34 protein-coding genes are annotated in these 21,878 nt (G+C 37.0%); all 34 read left to right on the plus strand.

The genetic code is table 11. The annotated features are described in order from the left end of the window. The coding region (locus PWP26_RS06605) for a 50S ribosomal protein L23 (protein ID WP_301399281.1) at positions 1 to 202 on the plus strand (202 nt) is incomplete at its 5' end. Positions 203 to 215: 13 nt separating this feature from the next. Continuing rightward, positions 216 to 1,040 carry a 50S ribosomal protein L2 gene (gene rplB, locus PWP26_RS06610; RefSeq protein WP_301399283.1) on the plus strand — a complete coding sequence of 275 codons (825 nt, stop codon included), beginning with the start codon at positions 216 to 218 and terminating at the stop codon, positions 1,038 to 1,040. Between the two features lie 20 nt (positions 1,041 to 1,060). Then, complete coding sequence (gene rpsS / locus PWP26_RS06615) at positions 1,061 to 1,351, plus strand: 30S ribosomal protein S19 (protein WP_038062525.1); 291 nt, start codon at positions 1,061 to 1,063, stop codon at positions 1,349 to 1,351. A gap of 13 nt (positions 1,352 to 1,364) precedes the next feature. Beyond that, positions 1,365 to 1,721 (plus strand): 50S ribosomal protein L22, encoded by a 357-nt coding sequence (gene rplV, locus PWP26_RS06620; RefSeq protein ID WP_038062527.1) that lies wholly within the window; start codon positions 1,365 to 1,367, stop codon positions 1,719 to 1,721. 3 nt (positions 1,722 to 1,724) lie between these two features. After that, a complete protein-coding gene (gene rpsC / locus PWP26_RS06625; RefSeq protein ID WP_038062528.1) occupies positions 1,725 to 2,387 on the plus strand; it encodes a 30S ribosomal protein S3 in 663 nt (220 codons plus the stop codon). A 24-nt stretch (positions 2,388 to 2,411) separates the two neighbouring features. Next, positions 2,412 to 2,825, plus strand: a complete 414-nt coding sequence (gene rplP / locus PWP26_RS06630; RefSeq protein WP_038062590.1) for a 50S ribosomal protein L16 — start codon at positions 2,412 to 2,414, stop codon at positions 2,823 to 2,825. Further along, positions 2,825 to 3,022, plus strand: a complete 198-nt coding sequence (gene rpmC / locus PWP26_RS06635; protein WP_038062529.1) for a 50S ribosomal protein L29 — start codon at positions 2,825 to 2,827, stop codon at positions 3,020 to 3,022. The genes rplP and rpmC overlap by 1 nt, the downstream gene beginning before the upstream one ends. A 7-nt stretch (positions 3,023 to 3,029) precedes the next feature. Continuing rightward, positions 3,030 to 3,320, plus strand: coding sequence for a 30S ribosomal protein S17 (gene rpsQ / locus PWP26_RS06640; protein WP_038062532.1), 291 nt, complete (start codon positions 3,030 to 3,032; stop codon positions 3,318 to 3,320). Between the two features lie 2 nt (positions 3,321 to 3,322). Then, a complete protein-coding gene (gene rplN / locus PWP26_RS06645) occupies positions 3,323 to 3,691 on the plus strand; it encodes a 50S ribosomal protein L14 (protein WP_022855890.1) in 369 nt (122 codons plus the stop codon). A 13-nt stretch (positions 3,692 to 3,704) separates the two neighbouring features. Next, positions 3,705 to 4,073: a 50S ribosomal protein L24 gene (gene rplX, locus PWP26_RS06650; RefSeq protein WP_051754517.1), complete on the plus strand. Its 369-nt coding sequence runs from the start codon at positions 3,705 to 3,707 to the stop codon at positions 4,071 to 4,073. A gap of 3 nt (positions 4,074 to 4,076) precedes the next feature. Then, positions 4,077 to 4,616 (plus strand): 50S ribosomal protein L5, encoded by a 540-nt coding sequence (gene rplE, locus PWP26_RS06655; protein ID WP_038062535.1) that lies wholly within the window; start codon positions 4,077 to 4,079, stop codon positions 4,614 to 4,616. Positions 4,617 to 4,622: 6 nt separating this feature from the next. Beyond that, entirely contained in the window at positions 4,623 to 4,808 is a 186-nt protein-coding gene (locus PWP26_RS06660; RefSeq protein ID WP_038062538.1) for a type Z 30S ribosomal protein S14, read from the plus strand. 13 nt (positions 4,809 to 4,821) lie between these two features. Further along, complete coding sequence (gene rpsH, locus PWP26_RS06665; RefSeq protein WP_273025571.1) at positions 4,822 to 5,217, plus strand: 30S ribosomal protein S8; 396 nt, start codon at positions 4,822 to 4,824, stop codon at positions 5,215 to 5,217. Between the two features lie 14 nt (positions 5,218 to 5,231). Further along, positions 5,232 to 5,819 carry a 50S ribosomal protein L6 gene (gene rplF, locus PWP26_RS06670; RefSeq protein WP_287568657.1) on the plus strand — a complete coding sequence of 196 codons (588 nt, stop codon included), beginning with the start codon at positions 5,232 to 5,234 and terminating at the stop codon, positions 5,817 to 5,819. Positions 5,820 to 5,841: 22 nt separating this feature from the next. Further along, the gene (gene rplR, locus PWP26_RS06675; protein WP_038062547.1) at positions 5,842 to 6,231 is read left to right on the plus strand and encodes a 50S ribosomal protein L18; all 390 of its coding nucleotides are present in this window, start codon (positions 5,842 to 5,844) and stop codon (positions 6,229 to 6,231) included. 14 nt (positions 6,232 to 6,245) lie between these two features. Then, positions 6,246 to 6,749: a 30S ribosomal protein S5 gene (gene rpsE, locus PWP26_RS06680; protein ID WP_038062550.1), complete on the plus strand. Its 504-nt coding sequence runs from the start codon at positions 6,246 to 6,248 to the stop codon at positions 6,747 to 6,749. After that, complete coding sequence (rpmD, locus tag PWP26_RS06685) at positions 6,746 to 6,931, plus strand: 50S ribosomal protein L30 (protein ID WP_038062553.1); 186 nt, start codon at positions 6,746 to 6,748, stop codon at positions 6,929 to 6,931. Before rpsE ends, rpmD begins: the two co-directional genes overlap by 4 nt. Before the next feature lie 4 nt (positions 6,932 to 6,935). Further along, positions 6,936 to 7,385, plus strand: a complete 450-nt coding sequence (gene rplO, locus PWP26_RS06690) for a 50S ribosomal protein L15 (RefSeq protein ID WP_038062596.1) — start codon at positions 6,936 to 6,938, stop codon at positions 7,383 to 7,385. Positions 7,386 to 7,404: 19 nt separating this feature from the next. Then, entirely contained in the window at positions 7,405 to 8,715 is a 1,311-nt protein-coding gene (gene secY / locus PWP26_RS06695) for a preprotein translocase subunit SecY (RefSeq protein ID WP_301399284.1), read from the plus strand. A 12-nt stretch (positions 8,716 to 8,727) separates the two neighbouring features. Continuing rightward, positions 8,728 to 9,375 (plus strand): adenylate kinase, encoded by a 648-nt coding sequence (locus tag PWP26_RS06700; RefSeq protein WP_038062558.1) that lies wholly within the window; start codon positions 8,728 to 8,730, stop codon positions 9,373 to 9,375. Positions 9,376 to 9,377: 2 nt separating this feature from the next. Beyond that, on the plus strand, positions 9,378 to 10,151 hold the full coding sequence (map, locus tag PWP26_RS06705; RefSeq protein ID WP_081856482.1) for a type I methionyl aminopeptidase: 774 nt from the start codon (positions 9,378 to 9,380) through the stop codon (positions 10,149 to 10,151). A 3-nt stretch (positions 10,152 to 10,154) separates the two neighbouring features. Beyond that, positions 10,155 to 10,394, plus strand: a complete 240-nt coding sequence (gene infA / locus PWP26_RS06710) for a translation initiation factor IF-1 (RefSeq protein WP_038062560.1) — start codon at positions 10,155 to 10,157, stop codon at positions 10,392 to 10,394. A 5-nt stretch (positions 10,395 to 10,399) separates the two neighbouring features. After that, the gene (rpmJ, locus tag PWP26_RS06715; RefSeq protein ID WP_022855904.1) at positions 10,400 to 10,513 is read left to right on the plus strand and encodes a 50S ribosomal protein L36; all 114 of its coding nucleotides are present in this window, start codon (positions 10,400 to 10,402) and stop codon (positions 10,511 to 10,513) included. A gap of 11 nt (positions 10,514 to 10,524) precedes the next feature. Continuing rightward, positions 10,525 to 10,896, plus strand: a complete 372-nt coding sequence (gene rpsM, locus PWP26_RS06720; RefSeq protein ID WP_301399285.1) for a 30S ribosomal protein S13 — start codon at positions 10,525 to 10,527, stop codon at positions 10,894 to 10,896. Between the two features lie 13 nt (positions 10,897 to 10,909). After that, positions 10,910 to 11,290 carry a 30S ribosomal protein S11 gene (rpsK, locus tag PWP26_RS06725; protein ID WP_301399286.1) on the plus strand — a complete coding sequence of 127 codons (381 nt, stop codon included), beginning with the start codon at positions 10,910 to 10,912 and terminating at the stop codon, positions 11,288 to 11,290. Positions 11,291 to 11,326: 36 nt separating this feature from the next. Next, complete coding sequence (gene rpsD / locus PWP26_RS06730; RefSeq protein WP_301399287.1) at positions 11,327 to 11,959, plus strand: 30S ribosomal protein S4; 633 nt, start codon at positions 11,327 to 11,329, stop codon at positions 11,957 to 11,959. A 59-nt stretch (positions 11,960 to 12,018) separates the two neighbouring features. Further along, positions 12,019 to 12,984 carry a DNA-directed RNA polymerase subunit alpha gene (locus PWP26_RS06735; protein WP_301399288.1) on the plus strand — a complete coding sequence of 322 codons (966 nt, stop codon included), beginning with the start codon at positions 12,019 to 12,021 and terminating at the stop codon, positions 12,982 to 12,984. A 19-nt stretch (positions 12,985 to 13,003) separates the two neighbouring features. Continuing rightward, positions 13,004 to 13,531: a 50S ribosomal protein L17 gene (gene rplQ, locus PWP26_RS06740; protein ID WP_051754515.1), complete on the plus strand. Its 528-nt coding sequence runs from the start codon at positions 13,004 to 13,006 to the stop codon at positions 13,529 to 13,531. Positions 13,532 to 13,569: 38 nt separating this feature from the next. Next, a complete protein-coding gene (locus tag PWP26_RS06745) occupies positions 13,570 to 15,024 on the plus strand; it encodes a CCA tRNA nucleotidyltransferase (protein ID WP_273011390.1) in 1,455 nt (484 codons plus the stop codon). Between the two features lie 55 nt (positions 15,025 to 15,079). Further along, positions 15,080 to 16,366: a trigger factor gene (gene tig, locus PWP26_RS06750; protein WP_301399289.1), complete on the plus strand. Its 1,287-nt coding sequence runs from the start codon at positions 15,080 to 15,082 to the stop codon at positions 16,364 to 16,366. Between the two features lie 2 nt (positions 16,367 to 16,368). Then, positions 16,369 to 16,959, plus strand: a complete 591-nt coding sequence (gene clpP, locus PWP26_RS06755; RefSeq protein ID WP_273011386.1) for an ATP-dependent Clp endopeptidase proteolytic subunit ClpP — start codon at positions 16,369 to 16,371, stop codon at positions 16,957 to 16,959. A 6-nt stretch (positions 16,960 to 16,965) separates the two neighbouring features. Continuing rightward, positions 16,966 to 18,219: an ATP-dependent Clp protease ATP-binding subunit ClpX gene (gene clpX, locus PWP26_RS06760; RefSeq protein ID WP_301399290.1), complete on the plus strand. Its 1,254-nt coding sequence runs from the start codon at positions 16,966 to 16,968 to the stop codon at positions 18,217 to 18,219. An 8-nt stretch (positions 18,220 to 18,227) separates the two neighbouring features. Then, positions 18,228 to 20,648, plus strand: coding sequence for an endopeptidase La (lon, locus tag PWP26_RS06765; protein WP_301399291.1), 2,421 nt, complete (start codon positions 18,228 to 18,230; stop codon positions 20,646 to 20,648). Positions 20,649 to 20,942: 294 nt separating this feature from the next. Continuing rightward, entirely contained in the window at positions 20,943 to 21,782 is an 840-nt protein-coding gene (locus tag PWP26_RS06770) for an IS256 family transposase (protein ID WP_051754514.1), read from the plus strand. The last annotated feature ends 96 nt before the right edge of the window (positions 21,783 to 21,878 follow it).

Here is a 21,878-nt window from a genome sequence, read left to right on the forward strand (position 1 = left end):
GGTAGACCCAGCGGCTAATAAGATAGAAATCAAGCAGGCAGTAGAAAAACTGTTTAATGTAAAGGTCCTAGACGTGCAAACGATAAGGGTAAAAGGGAAACCTAAAGGTGGATATAGAAATCCTGGAAAAACATCCTTAAGAAAAAAGGCTATAGTCAGGCTTCAGCCTGGACAGACTATAGAATTTTTTGAAACCATATAAGAGGTGATAAGAGATGCCTATAAAGAAGTGCAAACCTACCTCTCCTGGTAGAAGGTTTCAGACCTATTTGGTTAATCCAGAACTTACCAAAAAAGAACCAGAAAAGTCTCTGGTTGAGCCTTTAAAGAAATCAGGTGGTAGGAATAATTATGGAAGGATTACCATAAGGTTTAGAGGAGGAGGACATAAAAGGCTTTATCGTATCATAGATTTTAAAAGAGATAAAGATAATATACCAGCTAAGGTAATAGCTTTGGAATATGACCCTAATAGATCTGCTAATATAGCTTTGTTGCAGTATGCAGACGGAGAAAAGAGATATATCATTGCTCCTGTGGGTCTTAAAGTAGGTGATGTGGTGATGTCTGGGGAAAGTGTAGAGATTAAAGTGGGGAATGCTTTACTTCTTAAGAATATCCCTGTAGGTACCATGGTACATAATGTAGAACTTAGGCCTAAAAAGGGTGGACAATTGGCCAGAAGTGCTGGAGCTTTCGCTCAAGTTCTTGGTAAAGAAGGTGATTATGTGATTTTAAGGTTACCTTCTGGTGAGATAAGAAAAGTTCATGGTAATTGTAGGGCTACTATTGGACAAGTAGGTAATCTGGAATGGGAAAATGTTATTCTTGGTAAAGCTGGAAGGTCTAGATGGCTTGGTAGAAGACCTCATGTTCGTGGTGTAGCTATGAACCCAGTAGACCATCCTCTTGGAGGAGGAGAGGGAAGGTCTCATGGTGGAAGACATCCTTGTTCTCCTTGGGGATGGTTATGTAAAGGACGTAAAACACGTAAGAAAAAACCTTCTGATAAGTTTATAATTAGAAGAAGAAAGGGGTAATTAGTTAGGGGGTGCTTTAAATGCCTAGGTCTAAGAAAAAAGGTCCTTTTGTGGACGAACATTTATTAAAAAAAGTTTTGGCAGCAAGAGAAACAGGAGATAAAAAACCTATAAAGACTTGGAGTAGAAGGTCTACTATTATTCCTGAGATGGTAGGGTTGACCTTTGCGGTTCATAATGGACATAAATTTATACCTGTTTATGTAACAGAAAACATGGTTGGACATAAGTTGGGTGAGTTTGCTCCTACCAGAACTTATAAAGGACATCCTGCAGATAAAGGAAAAGTAAAGGGAGTAAAGAAGAAATAAAAAGGAGATGGATATGAAAGCTCGAGCTACTGCTAAATATGTTTTGATTTCTCCTTATAAAGCAAGGTTGGTGGTAGATTTAATAAGAGGGAAGAGGGTAGATGAGGCTTTAAATATTTTAGCTTTTACTCCTAAAAAAGCAGCTAGGATTGTTAAGAAAGTTTTAGAGAGTGCTATAGCTAATGCAGAAAACAACTATGGTATGGATGTGGATAAGCTTTATGTGGCAGAGGCTTACGTAAATGAAGGCCCTCGTCTTAAGAGGATTTGGCCAAGAGCATGGGGAAGGGCAAGTAGAATCTTAAGAAGGATGAGCCATATTACGGTGGTGGTAGAAGAAAGAGAAGAAAAAAGTAAAAAGAGGAGGTAAGCCTTGGGGCAGAAAGTTAATCCTATCGGATTGAGAATTGGGATTACCAGAACTTGGGATTCTCGTTGGTTTGCTAAACCTTCAGAATTTCCTAAATATGTATATGAGGATTATTTAATAAGAAAATTCTTAAAAGAGAAATATTTTCATGCTGGAATATCTAAGATCGAGATAGAGAGAGCTGCTAACAAGGTTAGGGTGATTATTTATTCAGCTCGTCCAGGAATAGTTATAGGTAAGAAAGGAGCTGAGATAGAAAAGATAAAGAATGAACTAGGGAAGTTGATTAAAGAAAGAGAGTTTGAAGTTTTGGTAAATGAAGTTAGAAGACCAGAGCTTGAGGCTCAGTTAGTAGCAGAAAATATAGCTACTCAAATAGAAAGAAGGGTTTCTTTTAGAAGGGCGATGAAAAGGGCAGTATCTTTGGTAATGCGTTTTGGGGCTCAGGGAGTTAAGGTTCAGTGCTCTGGAAGACTTGGAGGCGCTGAAATAGCGAGAAGTGAATGGTATAGGGTTGGAAGAGTTCCTCTTTCTACTTTAAGGGCTGATATAGACTACGGGTTTGCTACCGCAGTAACCAAATATGGAAGTATAGGGGTAAAGGTTTGGATTTTTAAAGGAGAGGTTTTACCTGAAAAAGAAGGACAAGAAAGATTAGTTATCTAAAAATTAAAGGGGTGAGAAAATATGTTGCTCCAACCAAAAAAGACTAAATACAGGAAGCAACAAAAAGGAAGGGTTAGAGGAAAAGCTACCAGTGGGCATACGGTTGAGTTTGGAGAATACGGCTTAAAGGTACTCGAAGGTGGTTGGTTGACTGCAAGACAGATAGAGGCAGGACGTGTAGCTATCGTTAGGGTAGCCAAAAAGGGAGCTAAGGTTTGGATCAGGGTTTTTCCAGACAAACCGGTTACCAAGAAACCTGCAGAAACTCGTATGGGAAAGGGTAAGGGAGCTGTTGAAGAGTGGGTAGCTGTGGTGAAGCCAGGTAAGATTATCTATGAGATCGCAGGAGTTCCGGAAGAAGTGGCTAAAGAAGCTTTAAGGCTGGCTGCCAGTAAGATGCCTTTTAAATGTAAAATAGTTAGTAGGGAGGAGTTTTAATGAAGGCTCGTGATTTGAGGGAGTTGTCCATCCCTGAGTTAAAAGAAAAGTTAGCAAGTTTAAGGGAAGAGCTTTTTAATCTCAGGTTTCAGAAAACTGTTTATAAACTTGAAAATCCTATGAGAATTAGACAGGTTAAAAGAGATATTGCCAGAGTTTTGACGGTTATAAGAGAAAAAGAACTTAACATACGATAGGGTGAGGATGGATATGGGTAGAAGAAAAACTTTTATAGGGACAGTAGTTAGTGATAAGATGGATAAGACTGTAGTAGTGATGGTAGAGACTTTGGTAAAGCATCCCCTTTACGGGAAATACATCAAAAGAAGAAAAAAATATATGGCCCATGATGAAAATAATGAATGTAAGATAGGTGATAAGGTTTTAATCGAAGAGACAAGACCTCTTTCTCGTAGAAAAAGATGGAGGGTAAGAGAGATCATAGAGAAGGCCAAAGTGTTAGAGGTTAAAGAGGATTTAGAAGGGGGTGAATAAGAATGATTCAGCAGCAGACTTATTTAAACGTAGCTGATAATTCTGGGGCTAAAAAGATAATGTGTATTAGGGTTTTAGGTGGCTCTCATAGAAAATATGGAAGTGTAGGTGATATTATAGTTGCTTCAGTAAAAGAAGCTATTCCTAATTCAAAAGTGAAAGAGGGTGATGTAGTTAAAGCGGTAATTGTTAGAACCAAAAAAGAAGTTGCTAGACCAGACGGAACTCACATAAGATTTGATGAAAACGCAGCTGTTTTAATCAATCAGTATAAAGAGCCGATAGGAACTCGTATTTTCGGACCTGTAGCTAGGGAGCTTAGGGCTAAAGGTTTTATGAAAATCATTTCTTTAGCCCCTGAAGTTATATAAAAGGAGTTTGACCATGATAAAGCGCGGGATAAATAAAAAAGCACCTAAACCTCATGAAGTTAAATTACACATAAGAAAAAACGATATGGTAGTAGTTATAGCAGGTAAAGATAAAGGAAAAATAGGAAAAGTTTTAAAGGTATTCCCCAGGAAAGGAAGGGCTGTAGTTGAAGGGGTTAATTTAGTTAAAAGACACATGAAGCCAACTCCTTACAGCAGTGGGGGCATAATTGAAAAACCGGCACCTATACATATTTCTAATTTGATGGTGTATTGTCCTAAATGTAAGAGGGGTGTAAAGATAGGTAGGAAGTTTTTAGAAGATGGAACTAAGGTTAGATTTTGTAAAAAATGTGGAGAAATTATCGAGGTGAAGGAGTAAAACATGAGCTGGTTAAAAGAGTATTACAAAAATGAAGTGATCCCAAGATTAAGGGAAAGGTTTGGGTATAAAAACATACACCAAGTGCCTAAATTAGAAAAAATAAGTGTTAATATGGGGTTAAACGAGGCGGTGACTAACCCTAAGGTTATAGACCAGGCTATGGTAGAGTTAGCCCAAATTACTGGGCAAAAGCCTAAAATATGTAGGGCGAGAAAGTCTATAGCAGGGTTTAAGCTAAGAAAAGGTATGCCTATTGGGGTTATGGTAACCTTGAGAGGAGACAGGATGTATGATTTTCTTACCAGACTTATTAACATTGCTTTGCCCAGAACTAAAGATTTTAAAGGTCTTCCTAAGTCTGGTTTTGATGGAAGAGGGAATTATACTTTTGGTATAACCGACCATACGATTTTTCCTGAGATAGACACCAGTAAAGTAGAAAAGATTAAAGGGTTAAGTGTAACCATTGTTACCACAGCCAAAACTGATGAAGAGGCATATGCGTTATTAAAAGAGTTAGGAATGCCATTTAGGGGGTAAATTTATATGCCAAGAAAAGCTCAACGAGAAAAAGCAAAAAGGAAGCCCAAGTTTCAGGTCCGTCACAGAAATAGATGTTCTATTTGTGGACGTGCGAGGGCATATATAAGAAGATTTGGTCTTTGCAGGATGTGTTTTAGAAAATTGGCTTCAGAAGGTAAAATCCCTGGGATTAGGAAAGCTAGTTGGTAAGGAGGAAAGAGGCATGATGACAGACCCTATAGCAGATATGTTGATTAGGATAAAAAATGCTCTTCAAGCTAGACATAAAACAGTGGTAATTCCTGCTTCTAAGATTAAACTTGCGATAGTTAAAATATTGAAAGACGAAGGGTATATAGAAGATTTTATTTATCATGATGAAAAACCTCAGGGTAAGATAGAGATTATTTTAAAATATGACGAGTTTAAAAGACCGGTTATTTCTGGTATAAAAAGGGTAAGTAAACCTGGGAGAAGAATATATAGAGGATATAAGGATCTACCGAAAGTATTGGATGGGCTTGGAATTGCTATAATTTCTACTTCTAAAGGTATTATGACAGATCATGAGGCAAGACGCCTTAAGGTAGGCGGTGAAGTTATTTGTGAAATTTGGTAAAGGGGTGACTGGTTATGGGAGAAGTTTCTCGTGTAGGAAGAAAACCAATAAAGATTCCTAATGGAGTAAAGTTTTATTTAAAAGAAGATGGTTTTATGGTAGTTGAAGGACCTAAGGGAAAGATTGAAAAAAAGCTTCCTCCGTTAGTTAAGGTGGTAGTAGAGGGAGATACTATCGTAGTGCAACAGGATGAGGTAAGAAAAAAATTAAAAAATAAGGCCAAAGCCTTTCAAGGATTAACCAGGGCTTTGATCAACAATATGGTAATAGGGGTTACCCAAGGTTTTCAGAAAGTTTTAGACATCGTAGGGTTAGGATATAAAGCTGAGGTAAAGGGAGATGAGATAGTTTTTAGTTTAGGATATTCTCATCCGATAAATTTTAAGCTTCCTAAAGGGATTACAGCAAAAGTAGAAAGGGGTACAGGAGAAGTACAGGTTAGGTTAACTTTAGAAGGAATAGATAAAGAGCTGTTAGGTCAAGTGGCTGCAAACATTAGAAAGTTAAGACCACCTGAGCCATATAAAGGAAAAGGGATTAGGTATGCTGATGAGGTTATTTACAGAAAGGCTGGTAAATCTGGTAAAGGTGCTAAGAAGTAAAATTTGGAAGGAGAGGTAATCTATGGCAGAGTTAAGAAAAAGAGAAAAAAAGGTTGAAGCAAGGTTAAGAAGAAAGAAGAGAATAAGGAAAAAGATCTTTGGTACTCCTGAAAGACCGAGACTTTGTGTATATAAAAGTTTAAAACATATTTATGCCCAAATCATAGACGATGTGACAGGACATACTTTGGTAGCAGCTTCCTCTCTTTCTCCAGAGATAAGAGAAAAAATTGCTGAGCTTAGATCTCAGGGGGGGAAAATAGAAGTAGCTAAAGCAGTAGGAGAACTTATAGCTAAAAAGGCCTTAGAAAAAGGAATTACCAAGGTGGTTTTTGACAGAGGTGGTTTTAAATACCACGGAAGAATTAAAGCCCTTGCTGATGCAGCCAGAGCTGCAGGCTTACAATTTTAAAAGGAGGTAAGGCTTTGGTTAGAGGTACCGAAGAATTTGTAGAAAAAATAATACAGATAAGTCGTGTCACTAAGGTAACTAAGGGTGGTAAAAAACTTAGGTTTTCAGCTTTGGTGGTAGTTGGAGACGGAAAAGGTAGGGTAGGATATGGACTAGGAAAGGCCCCTGAGGTGCCTGATGCCATCAGGAAGGCTATAGAAAAAGCCAAAAAAAGTTTGATACAAGTTCCTATCACAGGAGGAACTATCCCTCATTCTATCATGGCCAAGTTTGGGGCAAGTAATATTCTTTTAAAACCTGCTAAACCAGGTACAGGAGTTATTGCAGGTGGTACGGTCCGTGCTATTATGGATGCAGCAGGTATTACTGATGTAGTTACTAAATGTATAGGAAGTAGTAACCCTCATAATTTAGTTAAAGCTACTTTTAAAGCGCTTTCACAACTTCAAAGTTTAGATTATGTAGCTAAGAAAAGAGGAAAAACTGTAGAAGACCTAAAGAGGGAGATGAGGGTATGAAAAAACTTAAGATAACTTTAGTTAGAAGTAGGTACGGAAGGACACCTAATCAAAGAGAAAATTTAAAAGGTTTAGGTTTAAAAAAGATAGGACAGACTGTTATAAGAGAAGATACCCCCATGATAAGGGGTATGATAAGAAAAGTAAGTCATTTAGTTAAGGTGGAGGAAATCGATGGATAAGGTTATAACTTTAGAAAAATTAAAACCTTTTGCTGGTTCAAAACATAGAGAAAAAAGAGTGGGGAGAGGCCATGGTTCTGGCCATGGTAAGACTTCTTGTAGGGGACATAAAGGGCAGAAGGCTCGTGAAGGGTTAGATATTCGTCCTTGGTTTGAGGGTGGTCAGACTCCTTTAATCAGAAGAGTTCCTAAGAGAGGTTTTAATAACATATTTAAAAAAGAGTACAAAGTGGTAAATGTAAAAGATTTAGCAGAAAGATTTGAGGCTAACGCAGTAGTAGATTTAGAGAGTTTAAAATTAAAGGGTTTGCTAAAAGGAAAGGATAAGTTGGTTAAACTTTTGGGTGACGGGGAGATAGATAAACCATTAATAGTGAAAGTCCATGCAGTTTCTAAAACCGCTAAAGAAAAGATCGAGAAGGCAGGCGGTAAAGTAGAGATAGTTAAGGTATAGTTATTGGAGACAAGCGGTAGTGAACGGAAGAGAAAATCTCTTAAATTTAGCTAATATTCCTGAGTTAAAAAGGAGACTTTTTTATCTCTTTTTAGGTTTAGCTATTTATAGATTTTCTATCCATATACCTACTCCTGGTATTAATGGCGAGGCGTTCTTAAGTCTTTTCCAGCACGCAAGTGGAACAATTTTTGGTTTTATGGATATTTTTTCTGGAGGTGCTTTAAGAAGATTTTCTATTTGTGCTCTTAGTGTTATGCCTTATATTAGCGCTTCAATCATTTTGCAACTTATGACTGTGGTTTATCCTACGATAAAAGAACTTTATAAAGAAGGCCCAGAAGGAAAAAGAAAGATAGCTTATTATACCAGGTATTTAACAGTTCTTATATGTTTGATACAAGGATTTGGTATAGCTATAGGTTTGGAACGAATGACGGCTCCTAACGGTGTTCCTATTGTTTCTGACCCAGGATGGACTTTTAGGATAATTACCACTGTTAGTTTGACAGCTGGAACGATGTTTTTGGTATGGTTAGGTGAACAGATGACGGAGCATGGGATCGGAAATGGAATTTCTATGATCATATTTTCAGGTATTGTAGCCGGTATTTTCCCAGCTATCTCAAGGACGATAAAGTTTGTACAAACAGGTGAGTTTTCGGTATTTTATCTTCTTTTAATTTTAGTATTGTTAATAGGAATTTTGGCTTTTACTTGTTTTATGGAGATGTCTCAGAGAAGGATCCCTATCCATTATGCAAGAAGACAAGTAGGAAGACAAGTGGTAGGTGGTCAAACAAGTTATTTACCTTTAAAAATAAATACTGCAGGGGTTATTCCTCCTATTTTTGCTTCTGCGATTTTAATGTTTCCTGCTACATTAGCAAGTTTTGTTCCCATTTCTGTGTTTAAACAGATAAGTGAATTTTTAAGGCCTGGTGCTATCCTTTATGAGACTATTTTCGCTGCTTTGATCGTCTTCTTTTGCTATTTTTATACTGCAGTAGTCTTTAATCCTAAAGAGGTGGCTGAGAATCTTAAGAAATGGGGTGGTTTTATTCCAGGAATAAGACCAGGTAAAGCTACTGAGGAATTTTTAGACAAGGTGCTTAACAGGATCACGTTTATAGGTGCGCTTTATGTAGCTTTTATTTGTGTTATCCCCAGTTTTTTTATTACTAAACTAAACCTTCCTTTTTATTTTGGAGGTACCTCTTTGCTGATCGTAGTAGGAGTAGCTTTAGATATTATGGGACAGATAGAGGCTCATCTTATTTCCAGGCAGTATGAAAGTTTTATCAAACAAAGCAAATTAAAAATTAAATAAGGGGGTGGGGGTATGAATATAGTGTTTTTAGGACCACCAGGAGCGGGTAAGGGAACTCAGGCTAAGATTTTAGTAGAAAAGTATGGGATTCCTCAAATCTCTACAGGAGATATGTTAAGAGAACATGTAGGTAAAGGTACAGAGTTAGGGTTAAAAGCTAAGGAATATATGGAAAAAGGGCAGCTTGTTCCTGATGAGATTATCCTTGGGATGGTTAAAGAACGTCTCAGTCAACCTGATGCTCAAAAAGGATTTATTTTAGATGGATTTCCAAGAACGGTTGCTCAAGCAGAAGCTTTAGATAAAATGTTAGAAGAAATGGGAAGAAAGCTTGATGTAGCTTTAGCTTTGATCGTTCCTGACGAAGAACTTGTTCTTAGGCTTACCGGCAGAAGAACTTGTAAAAATTGTGGAATGATGTATCATATAAAATTTAAACCTCCCAAAGTTGAAGGAAAATGTGATGCTTGTGGAGGAGAGCTTTATCAAAGACCAGACGATAATGAAGAGACTGTAAGAAACAGGTTAAAGGTTTATCATGAGTCTACAGCTCCTCTTATCGAGTATTATAAAAATAAAGGCATTTTAGCTGAGATCGACGGAAGTAAGAGTATAGAAGAGATAACTCAACAAATTATAAATATTTTAGAGAAGAAGTAAAGTTGTATAATTCTTATTTTAAAAAACGAGCGATACTTAAGACTCAGGCAGAGATAGAAATTTTACGTAAAGCTAATGCTATAGTAATGGAGATTCTTCTTAGGCTGAAAGAGGAAGTAAAGCCTGGAGTTAGTGCTTGGGAGTTTGAGGAGTTAGCTTTAAGTCTTTGTGAAAAGAAAGGAGTAAAACCGGCTTTTAAAGGGTATAGGGGGTATCCTTATGCCCTTTGTGTATCTATAAACGAAGAGATAGTACATGGTATGCCTAAGAAAGAAAAGGTTTTAAAGGAAGGAGATTTGGTGAGTTTTGATTTTGGTGTAGTTTATGAAGGTTATGTAGGGGATGCTGCTTTGACTGTTGGTGTAGGGAAGATTTCAGAAAAAGCAGAAAGGTTGATGAAGGTTACAGAAGAAGCCCTTTATAAGGGTATTGAAAAAGCTTATTTTGGTAATAAAATAGGAGACATCTCTTTTGCTATTCAATCCCATGTAGAAAAGCATGGGTTTAATGTTATAAAAGAGTTTGTAGGGCATGGAGTAGGAAGAAGTTTGCATGAGCCTCCAGAGGTCCCTAATTGGGGAAGGCCAGGAAGGGGGCCAAAAATTGAGATAGGTATGGTTTTAGCGATAGAGCCTATGGTCTCTGCAGGAGATCCTAGAGTAGAGATTTTAGTGGATGGTTGGACTGCGGTAACTAAAGACAGAAGTTTGGCAGCCCATTTTGAGCATTCAATAGCTATAACTCCTAAGGGACCAGAAATTTTATCAAGGGTGTAAGTTATGCCAAAAGATGACGTAATCCTTTTAGAAGGAAAGGTAATAGAACCTCTTCCTAATGCTATGTTTAGGGTTGAGTTAGAAACAGGTAATAAAGTTCTGGCTCATATTTCTGGAAAGATGAGGATGCATTATATTAGAATTTTACCTGGAGATACAGTGGTAGTGGAGTTATCTCCTTATGATTTGACTAGAGGTAGGATAGTCTATAGAGGAAGTTTAAAAGATTATAAAGGAGGTTAGTGTTTATGAAGGTTAGTCCTTCTGTTAAAAAAAGATGTAGAAAATGTAAGATCATAAAGAGAAAAGGTGTAGTTAGGGTAATTTGTGAAATACCCAAGCATAAACAAAGGCAAGGTTAGGAGGAAAGATTATGCCCAAAATTGCTGGAGTTGATATTCCAGAAAACAAGTCTGTAGAGATTGCACTTACGTATATTTATGGTGTAGGAAGAACTTTAGCTCAAAAGGCTTGTGCTAAAGCGGGGATAGACTGGTTTAGAAAAGTAAAGGATCTTTCTGAAGAAGAAATTAATCGTTTAAGACAGATTATTGAAAAGGAATATGTGGTAGAAGGAGATCTTAGAAAAGAAATCAGGCAGAACATCCAGAGACTTATGGCAATAGGTTGTTATAGAGGGTTGAGACATAAGATGGGTCTCCCTGTAAGGGGACAAAGAACAAGGTCAAATGCCAGGACAAGAAAAGGTCCTAGACCAGGATCTTTAAGAAAGAAGAAGAAATAAGGAGGGGTAGAAGGTGCCTAAACCTAAAAAGAAAAAAATTAAAAAATCTGTCACGGAAGGTATAATTCATATTCATTCTACTTTCAATAACACCATTATCACAATAACAGACAGACAGGGAAATGTCCTTGCTTGGGCAAGTGGTGGAACTGAAGGCTTTAAAGGAACAAGAAAGGGTACGCCTTTTGCTGCCCAATTGGCTATGCAATCAGCCTTAAAAAAGGTTCAACCATATGGTTTGAAAGAGGTTTGGGTGTATGTAAAGGGTCCTGGTCCAGGAAGAGAGGCTGCTTTAAGGGCTCTACAAGGATCTGGGCTTAAAGTAACTCTTATAAAAGACGTTACTCCTATACCTCATGATGGGTGTCGTCCACCTAAGAGAAGAAGGGTTTAAGAACATAAAAAAAGAAAGTTAAGGAGGTTAGATAAAGTGGCTAGATATACTGGACCAAGATGCAGACTTTGTAGAAGAGAAGGTATGAAGCTTTTTTTAAAAGGAGATAGATGTTATACAGATAAATGTGCTTTTGAAAGAAGAAGTTATCCTCCTGGACAACATGGACCTCAGCAAGTAAGGGTAAAACTTTCAGACTATGGAATCCGGTTAAGGGAGAAACAAAAAGTGAAGAGAATTTACGGAATTTCTGAAAAGCAGATGAGGATGTATTATGAAAAGGCAACTAAAATGCCTGGTCAGGCGGGTCATAATCTGCTTCAGTTGTTAGAGAGAAGGTTGGATAATGTAGTCTATCGTTTAGGATTTGCATCTTCGAGAAGTCAGGCAAGACAGTATGTTAATCACGGATTTTTTAAGGTTAACGGAAAAAATGTGGATATTCCTTTTTATCTGGTAAAGCCGGGAGATGTGATTGAGCTTAAAGAGAAGTATAGAAACAATCCTCAGATTTTAGAAAGTTTAGAGACAGTGATCAGAAGAGGTATTCCTTCTTGGCTTGAGTTGGATGCCGAAGGTTTTAAAGGTGTGGTTAAGGGGCTGCCTACTCGAGAAGAAATTACTATGCCTATTCAGGAAAGCTATATAATTGAGTTTTACTCTAGGTAAATTTTAGGTTTATAAAAAGTACTAAGACTATAAAAAGAAAAAAAGAGGTAAAAGTACCGATGAAGAGGGAAATAGAGCTTATGAAGCCTGAAGAGATTAAAGTTCATAAGGATAGCCAGTTTCCTTATTATGGGAAATTTATTATAGAGCCTTTAGAAAGAGGATACGGCATTACTTTGGGAAACGCTTTAAGAAGGGTTCTGCTTTCATCTATACCTGGTTATTCTATTACTGAGGTAAGGATAGAAGGTGCTCCTCATGAGTTTACCAGTTTGCCTGGAGTAGTTGAGGATGTTACAGAAATTATACTAAATTTAAAGGGAGTAAGGTTTAAGCTTGAAGGAGATGGCCCTTTTTATTTTAAGCTCGAAAAGATAGGAGAGGGTGAAGTAAAGGCAGGAGATATTCAGGTTGAAGATAAAGGGATTATCGTAAATCCTGATGCTCATATAGCAACTTTAACAAAAGATGGTAAGTTGGTGATGGAGATTAAGGTAGAAAAAGGTAGAGGGTACGTTCCAGCAGAATATAACAAAAATAATGAGATAGGGGTTATCCTAGTTGATGGTTTGTTTTCCCCGATTACCAAGGTAAATTTTACGGTTACTCAGGCTCGTGTAGGGAAAAGCAGTGATTATGACAGTTTAGTATTAGAGATATATACAGACGGAACTATAGATCCTAAAGAGGCTTTAGTTAAGGCTGCTAAGATTTTAGTAGAACAGTTTATGGTATTTTTAGGTGAGGAAAAAATAGGGTTAGAGACAACCACTGCGGATGTTAGTACTACTCAGAATATTTTAAACCTTCCTATAGAGGAGCTTGAACTTTCTGGCAGGGCATATAATTGTTTGAAGGCTGCTAACATAAACTATATAGGCCAGTTGGTACAAAAAACAGAATCTGAACTTTTAAAGCTTAGAAGTTTTGGTAAGAAATCTTTAGACGAAATAGTAGAAAAACTTAACAGGTTTAATCTAAAGCTTGGCATGACAGACCTTAAGTGGAAACCTCCAAAAGATTAGAAAATAAGGAGAGGGGAAGATGAGGCATAGAAAAGTTAGTAGAAGATTAGGCAGAGATACAGAACATCATTGGGCGATTATGAGAAATCAGGTAAGAGACCTTCTAAAACATGGTAGGATTGTTACTACTATAGCTAAAGCTAAGGAGTTAAGAAGGGTTGCAGAGCGAATGATAACCTTGGCAAAGAAAGGAGACCTTGCCGCGAGAAGAAGGGCGTTGAGTTTTATCAATGACAAAGAAGTGGTAAGGAAACTTTTTAAAGATCTAAGAGCAAAATTTTTAGACAGGCCAGGTGGATATACCAGAATTATTAAGATTGGCCCAAGAAGGGGCGATGCTTCCATGATGGTATTGGTGGAGTTGGTAGAAGAGAAGGTTTCTGCTAAATCTGGTAAAAAGAAGGCAGAAAGGCTTAAAAAGGTGTTAGAATTTATAGAAAAGAAGAAAAAACAACATGAAGTAAAACCTCAAGAAGAAAAATCAACCGTCGAAAAAACAGCTCAAGAAGATAGCTCGGTTGAGGGGACTCAAGAGATTCAAGCTTAACCATATATCTTTCTTTCCCCCCTTCGGGGGGTCTTCTTATGAACGTTCTAACCTTAAGTCAAGAAAAGATTGCTGAATTTCTAACTCTTCTTGCCTTTTCTGAAGAAGAAAAGAAACGCCTTATTTCTTTTTTAAGAAAATTTTCTAACAGAGATGATTTTTTTATAGTAGGTGGTGCAGTAAGGGATTTTTTTTTAGGTAGAAAAATTTTAGACCTTGATTTATGTGTAAAGGAAGGGGTAGAAGCTTTAGCTTTTTTTGCTAAAGAGTATCTTGGATATAATTTAGTCCCCTTAGCTCCAGAGTTAGGTATCTACAGAGTTGCTAAAGGAGAAAACAGCTTGGATTTTACTCTTTTTAGAGGAAAAACTTTGGATGAGGACCTTGGGGCCAGAGACTTTACTTTTAATGCGATGGCTATTCCTGTAAGCTCTCTTTTTTCCGAAAGTTTAAAGGTGATAGATCCTTTTGATGGATATTCTCATCTTATTTCAGGTAAGATAAAGATCATAGGGGAAGTGAACGTAATCGAAGATCCTCTAAGAATTCTTAGGGGTTATCGATTCTTTGCTCAAGGAATAGGGGAAATAGAAGAAGAGACAAGAGAGATTTTTAAACTTCATAAAAAGGAGCTTTTGTTTTGTGCAAAGGAGAGAATTTTACAAGAGCTTAGTTATATTCTTCTTTCAGATAGATGTTATGAAACTTTTAAGCTGATGGATGAAGATGGGATCCTGGGAGAGCTTTTTCCGTTTTTTGAGAAAACAAAAGGGGTAACACAACCAAGTTTTCATCATTTAGACGTTTGGGGCCATCTTTTAGAAAGTCTTAAATGGGCTGAAAAAATATTACAAAATCCTGAGGATTACTTAGGTTTAGAGAAAACAGAGGATTTTAATAAAGAAGAAGTGGTAATACCGGTGAAATTAGCAAGTCTTTTTCATGATTTGGGTAAGGCTTTTACGTTTGGAAGAAACAAAGAAAGGATAACTTTTTATGGTCACGAAAAGGTTTCAGCAGAGCTTTTTAAAGAGAGTTTTGAAAAGTATCGGTTAAAAAAAGAGTTACTCCATAAAACTTATGTGTTGATAAAAAACCATATGAGGCCTTTTCATTTGTTAAACGAAAAGGAAAAAGGAAATTTAACTATAAGGGCCAAAAGGCATCTTTTAACCGATGTACCATATTGGCTTGAGCTTTTCGTGGTGTCTATGGCTGATTCTTATGCTAGTCAAGGACCAGATAAAGAGCCAGATTATGAAGAGAGACTTAAGGCCTTCTTCTTTGAGCTTAAAGAATTTAAAGCTGAAATGGAAAATATATCTCAAAAGAAAAGACTTATTACCGGTCAAGATTTGATAAATTTAGGATTGAAACCGGGACCTATGTTTAAAGAGATTTTGCAAGAAATAGAATTACTTTTTTTAGAAAAAAAGATACATAACAAAGAGGAAGCCTTAAACTTAATCAAGTCAAAGTATTTAAACTTGTAAAAATGAAAAATTAAGTTAAGGTAAAAGTAAAAAATTTTTAGAAAGGGGTAAAAAGATGAGGGTAGAAGTAGAGAACTTAAGCGAAGTCGAAAAAATTTTAAAGGTTGAGGTTCCGGAAGAGGTCGTTCAATCAGCCATAAGAGAGGTTACCAACGAATTAAAGAGAAGGTCTAAGGTTAAAGGTTTTAGAGAGGGTAAGGTGCCTGAGTATTTGGTAAAGAAGCTATTTAAAGAAGAGATAGAAGGAAAGGCGATAGATAAATTGATAGAAAAAACTCTTTATGAAGCTATTAAAGAAGCTAAACTAGAGCCTCTCTTAAGGCCAAGAGTAGAAGAGTTGGGAGAACTTAAAGAGGGAGAAAAGTTTCAATATTCTGTGTTGGTAGAAATAAGGCCTGAGTTTGAGTTGAAAAAAGAAGATTATCTCGGGTTAGAGGTAGAAAAAGAAAAAGATGAAGTAAAGGATGAAGAGGTAGAAAAGTTGCTTGATGAACTAAGATATTCTTTTGCTCAGCTTAAGAAAATAGAGAATGAAGAACCTATTATTGAGAGAGATGTGGCTGTAATAAGTTTTGAAGCCTATGATGAAAACGGACTTATTCCGGGACATCAGGCAGAAGCCCTATTTGTAGACGTAGGAACTGGAGAGTTTAACAGAGAAGTAGAAGAAGCTTTGGTAGGAAAAAAAGTAGGAGATAAGTTTAGTGTAGAAGTAGAGTATCCTGCAGAAGGTTTAAATCCGCTTCTTGCTGGAAAAAAGGTAAAATATGAGATAGAAGTAAAAGAAATTTATAGAAGAGAGTTGCAGGAACTAACCGATGAGTTTGTAAAAAGTCTTAACATGGGGTTCGAAACTGTTGAAGCCTTAAGAGAAGCGGTTAGAAAACGATTATTAGAGGAAAAAAAGAGAAAAAATGAAAATGCAGTTAAAGAGATGGTATTAGGAAAGATCCTTGAAAAAGTGGATATAAAAGTTCCTACAAGGTATGTAGAATTAAAACTTTATCAATTGATAGAACAGATTAAAGAAAGCTTAGAAAGAGATGGTTTTAGTTTTGAGACTTTAAATATTTCTATAGAAAAATTAAAAGAAAAATTGCAACCTATAGCAGAGAGACAGGCTAAGGAAGAATTACTTCTTGAAAAGATTGCAGAGATAGAAAACATTGAAATACCTCAGGAAGAAATAGATAAAACAGTAGAGGCTATTTCTCAAGGGTTGAAAATTTCTATAGAAGAGGCAAGAAATATCGTCTTTTTTAACATTTTGCCTAAAAAATTAGCAGAGAAAACTTTAAACTTTTTGATAGAAAATGCCAAAGTGATCGAGAAGGAGAGTTAAGCATGAGTTACTATATCCCCATAGTGGTGGAACAGACAGGGAGAGGGGAAAGAGCATATGATATTTACTCTCGTCTACTTAAAGAGAGAATTATCTTTTTAGGGACAGCTATAGACGAACAGGTAGCTAACCTAGTTATAGCTCAACTTCTTTTTTTAGAGGCAGAGGACCCTGATAAAGACATTATGCTCTACATAAACTCTCCAGGGGGGCTGGTTAGCGCAGGCCTTGCAATTTATGATACTATGCAGTACATAAAGCCGGATGTTTGTACTATCTGTGTAGGTCAAGCTGCAAGCATGGCAGCTGTGCTTTTGGCAGCAGGAGCAAAAGGTAAACGTTATGCCCTTCCACATTCAAGAATTATGCTTCATCAACCTATTGGGGCTTTTCAAGGACAGGCAACTGATGTAGAAATACAAGCCAAAGAAATCCTTAGATTAAGGGAAATGCTGAACGAAATTTTAGCCCAGCATACCGGCCAATCTAAAGACAAAATCAAGCAAGATACAGAAAGAGATTTTTATATGTCTCCGCAAGAAGCTCTTGAATATGGAGTAATAGATAATATTTTAAATAAAAGAACGGGGTAGGTAAGAATGGGGTCAAAAGACCATGAACTTAGGTGTTCTTTTTGTGGGAAACCACAGTCTGAAGTTCGCAAATTGATTGCAGGCTCTTCAGCGTATATTTGTAATGAATGTGTAGAACTGTGTAATGAAATTTTAGAAGAGGAATATGAGCGGATAAACTTTAAAGAAGACAGTGTCCTTCCTAAGCCTTCAGAAATTAAGGCTTATTTAGACCAGTACGTAGTAGGACAAGAGAGGGCAAAAAAGATCCTTTCGGTAGCAGTCTATAACCATTATAAGAGAATAGAATATGAAAAAAACTTTAAACATAAACTCAAGGACATAGAAATTCAAAAAACCAACATTTTTTTGATAGGGCCTACCGGTTCTGGTAAAACTCTCTTGGCACAAACGTTGGCTAAGTTTTTAAAGGTGCCTTTTACGATAGCCGATGCTACTCCTTTGACCGAAGCAGGTTATGTAGGAGAGGATGTAGAAAATATTCTACTTTATCTTTTACAAGCAGCTAACTATGACCTTGAGTTGGCTCAAAGAGGGATTGTTTACATAGACGAGATAGATAAGATCGCAAAAAAAAGTGAAGGACCTTCGATTACAAGAGATGTTTCAGGAGAAGGGGTACAACAAGCTTTACTTAAGATTTTAGAAGGTACTTTGGCTAATATTCCTCCTAAGGGTGGTAGAAAGCATCCTCAACAAGAATACATCAGAATGGACACCACCAACATTCTTTTTATATGTGGTGGAGCCTTTGTAGGTTTGGAAGACATCATCAAAAAAAGGATAGGTAAAGGTTCTATAGGTTTTGGGGCAGAGGTAAAAAGTGTTAAAGATTTAACTTTAGGAGAGATACTTTCTCAAGTCCAACCAGAAGACCTTATCAAGTTTGGTTTTATACCTGAGTTTGTAGGTAGGATCCCGGTAATTGCTACTTTGGATGAGCTTTCTGTGGATGACTTGGTTAGAATTTTAGTAGAACCTAAAAATTCGATTGTTAAACAATATCAAAAACTTTTTGAGATGGAAGGGGTTGAACTTAAGTTTACTGAGGGAGCCTTGAGGTTGGTAGCAGAAGAGGCTTATAAAAGAAAAACTGGAGCTAGAGGACTTAGGGCTATTATAGAAGAGGTGATGATGGACGTAATGTATGAACTCCCCTCCTTAGGAGATGTAAAAGAGTGTGTGGTTACTGAAGAGGTGGTCTTGAAAAAGGAAAGACCCATCTTAATTTTTAATAGAAAAAAGATAAAGGAGGGGTAGGTAACCTTATGGAAACTCAACTAAAAACTTTACCTTTACTCCCATTAAGGGAGATAGTAATTTTTCCCAATACAGTAGTACCTCTTTTTATTGGGAGGGCTAAAAGTATACTTGCCATAGAAAAAGCTTATGCAGGTGATAAAATTATTTTTCTTTCTGCTCAGAAAGACGCTAAAATAGACAATCCTACAGAAGAGGAAATCTATAAAGTAGGAACCATCTGCCGTATTTTGCAGCTTCTTAAACTTCCTGATGGTACTTTAAAGATTTTGGTAGAAGGTCTTAGTAGAGGAAGGATTATAAGGTTTCTTGAGAATGTAGACTTTTTTATGGTTGAGGTTGAACCTAAGACAGAGTTATTAGAGAATGACGTAGAAAGTATAGCTCTTTTTAAGCTTTGCAAAGAATCCTTAGAAGAATATTCTAATTATAACAAAAAGCTTAATTTAGATGCAGTTTCTAATCTTTTAGAAATTGAAGATATAGCAGAGTTTAGCGACCGTTTAGCTGCTATTTTAAACCTTAAATTAGAACAGAAACAAAAGCTTCTTGAGACAATCAGCGTTAAAAAACGTTTAGAAATTTTGCTTAACTATCTAAGAGGTGAGATAGAAGTTATAAAAACTGAGGCTCGTATCAGAGAAAGGGTCAAGAAGCAGATGGAAAAGACCCAGAGAGACTATTATCTCCAGGAACAGATGAAAGCCATCCAGAAAGAACTTGGAGAACGGGAGGATGGAAGAAAGGATCTTGCCGAGTTAGAAAAGCGTATCAAAAAGAAAAAATTACCTAAGGAAGTAGCTGCGATAGTAAGGAAAGAATTTAACAAACTTTCTATGATGTCTCCTATGTCTGCGGAGGCTACGGTAGTCAGAAACTATATAGACTGGTTGTTAAGCCTTCCTTGGTATGAAAAAACTAAAGATAACATAGATTTAGAAAAGGTAGAATTTTTACTTAACAAAAATCATTATGGATTAGAGAAGCCTAAACAGAGGATTATAGAGCATCTTGCAGTGCAAAAGCTTACCAAGTCCATCAAAGGGCCTATTCTTTGTTTTGTAGGACCTCCTGGAGTTGGAAAAACCTCGTTAGCTAAGTCTATAGCTGAGGCTATAGGAAGAAGGTTTGTAAGGATATCGTTAGGTGGTGTAAGGGATGAAGCAGAGATCAGAGGACATAGAAGAACCTATGTAGGGGCTTTACCTGGTAAGATCATTCAAGGCATGAGAAAGGCAGGTACCATAAATCCCGTTTTTTGCTTAGATGAGGTAGATAAGATAGGTATGGACTTTAGAGGTGATCCTGCAGCTGCCTTGTTAGAGGTTTTAGACCCAGAACAGAATTTTGCCTTCCAGGATCATTATTTAGAAGTTCCTTATGACCTTTCTAAGGTACTCTTTATTACTACAGCTAACTCTCTTTATACTATCCCTGCGCCATTACTTGACAGGATGGAGATTATTGAAATTCCTGGATATACTGAAGAAGAAAAATTAGAGATAGCCAGAAACTATCTTCTCCCAAGACAACTTTCTGCTCATGGATTAAAACCTGAGATGGTACCTATTACTGAAAAAGCTTTGCTTGAAATAATTAGAAGGTATACTAGAGAAGCTGGGGTAAGAAATTTAGAAAGAGAGATTGCTAACATTTGTAGAAAAATAGCCAGAGAGGTTGCTAAGAATCCTGAGGAGTTTAAGCCGATAAAGATAGGGGTTTCTAAGTTAGAAAAGTTTTTAGGGGTACCTAAGTACAGGTATGGGATCGCTGAAGAAAAACCTCAAGTAGGGATTGCTACAGGACTTGCTTGGACTGAAACTGGAGGAGCTTTGCTTCAGATAGAAGCGGTTATCATGCCAGGTAAGGGGAACCTTCAGATAACCGGAAAACTTGGTGAGGTCATGCAAGAGTCAGTACAAGCAGCCATGAGTTATGTAAGGTCAAGGGCTCTTCAGCTTGGATTACCTTTAGATTTTTATAGAAAGATAGACATTCATGTCCATGTACCTGAAGGAGCTATCCCAAAAGATGGGCCAAGTGCAGGTATTACCATCGCAACCGCAATAGTTTCAGCCCTTTTAAAAATACCGGTGAAAAATACTGTCGCCATGACCGGTGAGATTACTTTAAGGGGTAGGGTCCTTCCTATAGGAGGACTTAAGGAAAAATTGCTTGCAGCCATAAGAGGTGGGATTAAGACAGTACTTATTCCTAAAGAAAACGAAAAGGATTTAAAGGAGATAAATCCCAAGATATTGAAAGATTTAGAGATTATTTTGGTGGATAATGTCGATGAAGTCTTAAAGCTTGCGTTAGACCTTCAAGATAGTTCGAAACTCTTCAAAGAAGCTCCAACGTTAGATGTATGGGAATTGGTAGACTTGCAGCAAAAACTTGCAGAAAAAACCATAGCTTTAGAACATTAAGTATAAGAATAGGTCTACTTATTTATTAGGGTTTCTACCGGGGTTAATTCCTCGGTAGAACCCCCCTTTTATCTCCAGAAATTATCATTCTTAGATTTGGGATTCTAATTTTTTATAATTAGAAAATTCATCGAAAATTAACATTTAATAAAAAAATTCATCGAAAATCAACATTTAAATTCATTCTGTCTCGGTAGTGTTTCATTAATTGTGTCTAAATTTTAGGGGGTAAGGGCTCCCTCTCCTGGGAAAAATGATAAAGTTAACCTCAAAATTAAGAAGGAGGGGAAGCCTATGAAAGATTTAAAAGACATGTATAATTTCATTGAAAATGAAGTTAAAAGAGTAGTAAAGGAAACCATAGAAGCTCTGGCTTTAGAAGAACGAAGAATATACCTTGATGAACATCCTGAAACTAAAGGAAATGGGTTTTATACCAGAAGTCTTATTACAAAGTTTGGTGCTCTGGATAATCTTAAAGTACCCAGAGTCAGAGAAGGAGATTTTAGACCGAAAATCCTTCCAGAAAAAAGAAGAGCATCTCTTGATCTTGGAGAAGTAATTCTTGGATTATTTGCTTCTGGGTCAAGTGTTAGAGATGTTTCTCGATTTATGGAAACGATTTATGGAGTTTATTACTCTCCTGCAAGTATTAGTCGACTTATAGAGGTAACGACTCAAGAGATAGATAGATGGAGGAATCGAGAGGTAGAGGAGGAGTATTTTGCTTTATATGTAGATGCTACGTTTTTAAGTGTAAGGAGAGGGAGTGTTAGTAAGGAGCCGGTATATGTGGTTGTTGGGCTTACGTATGAGGGGAGAAGGGAGATTTTGGGTTTTTGGCTTTTTGGTTCTGAGGGTGAGAGTGCGAATAATTGGAGAGAGGTATTGGTAGAGCTTAAAGGTAGGGGGCTAAAGAGGGTAGAGGTAGTGATAGGAGACGGATTGAGGGGACTAAAGGAGGCAGTGAGGATAGAAATTCCTGGTGCAAGATTTCAGCTTTGTGTACTGCATGCTGTGAGGGGTAGTTTAAGGAAAGTGAGGAATAAGGACAGAGAGAGGGTAGCAGAGAGCTTAAAAGGTATTTACAGGGCGGGGGATCGGGAGGAAGCGAGGGAGGGGTTGATGAAGTGACACTTGTCAAGAGAATTGTGTCTCCTTATAAAATCTCTTTACAAACATTTGCCTCAATTCGTATAAAGCAGACTTAATTAAAGGAAGTGGTTTTTG

The sequence above is a fragment of the Thermodesulfobacterium sp. genome (assembly GCF_030445475.1).
GTDB lineage: Bacteria > Desulfobacterota > Thermodesulfobacteria > Thermodesulfobacteriales > Thermodesulfobacteriaceae > Thermodesulfobacterium > Thermodesulfobacterium commune.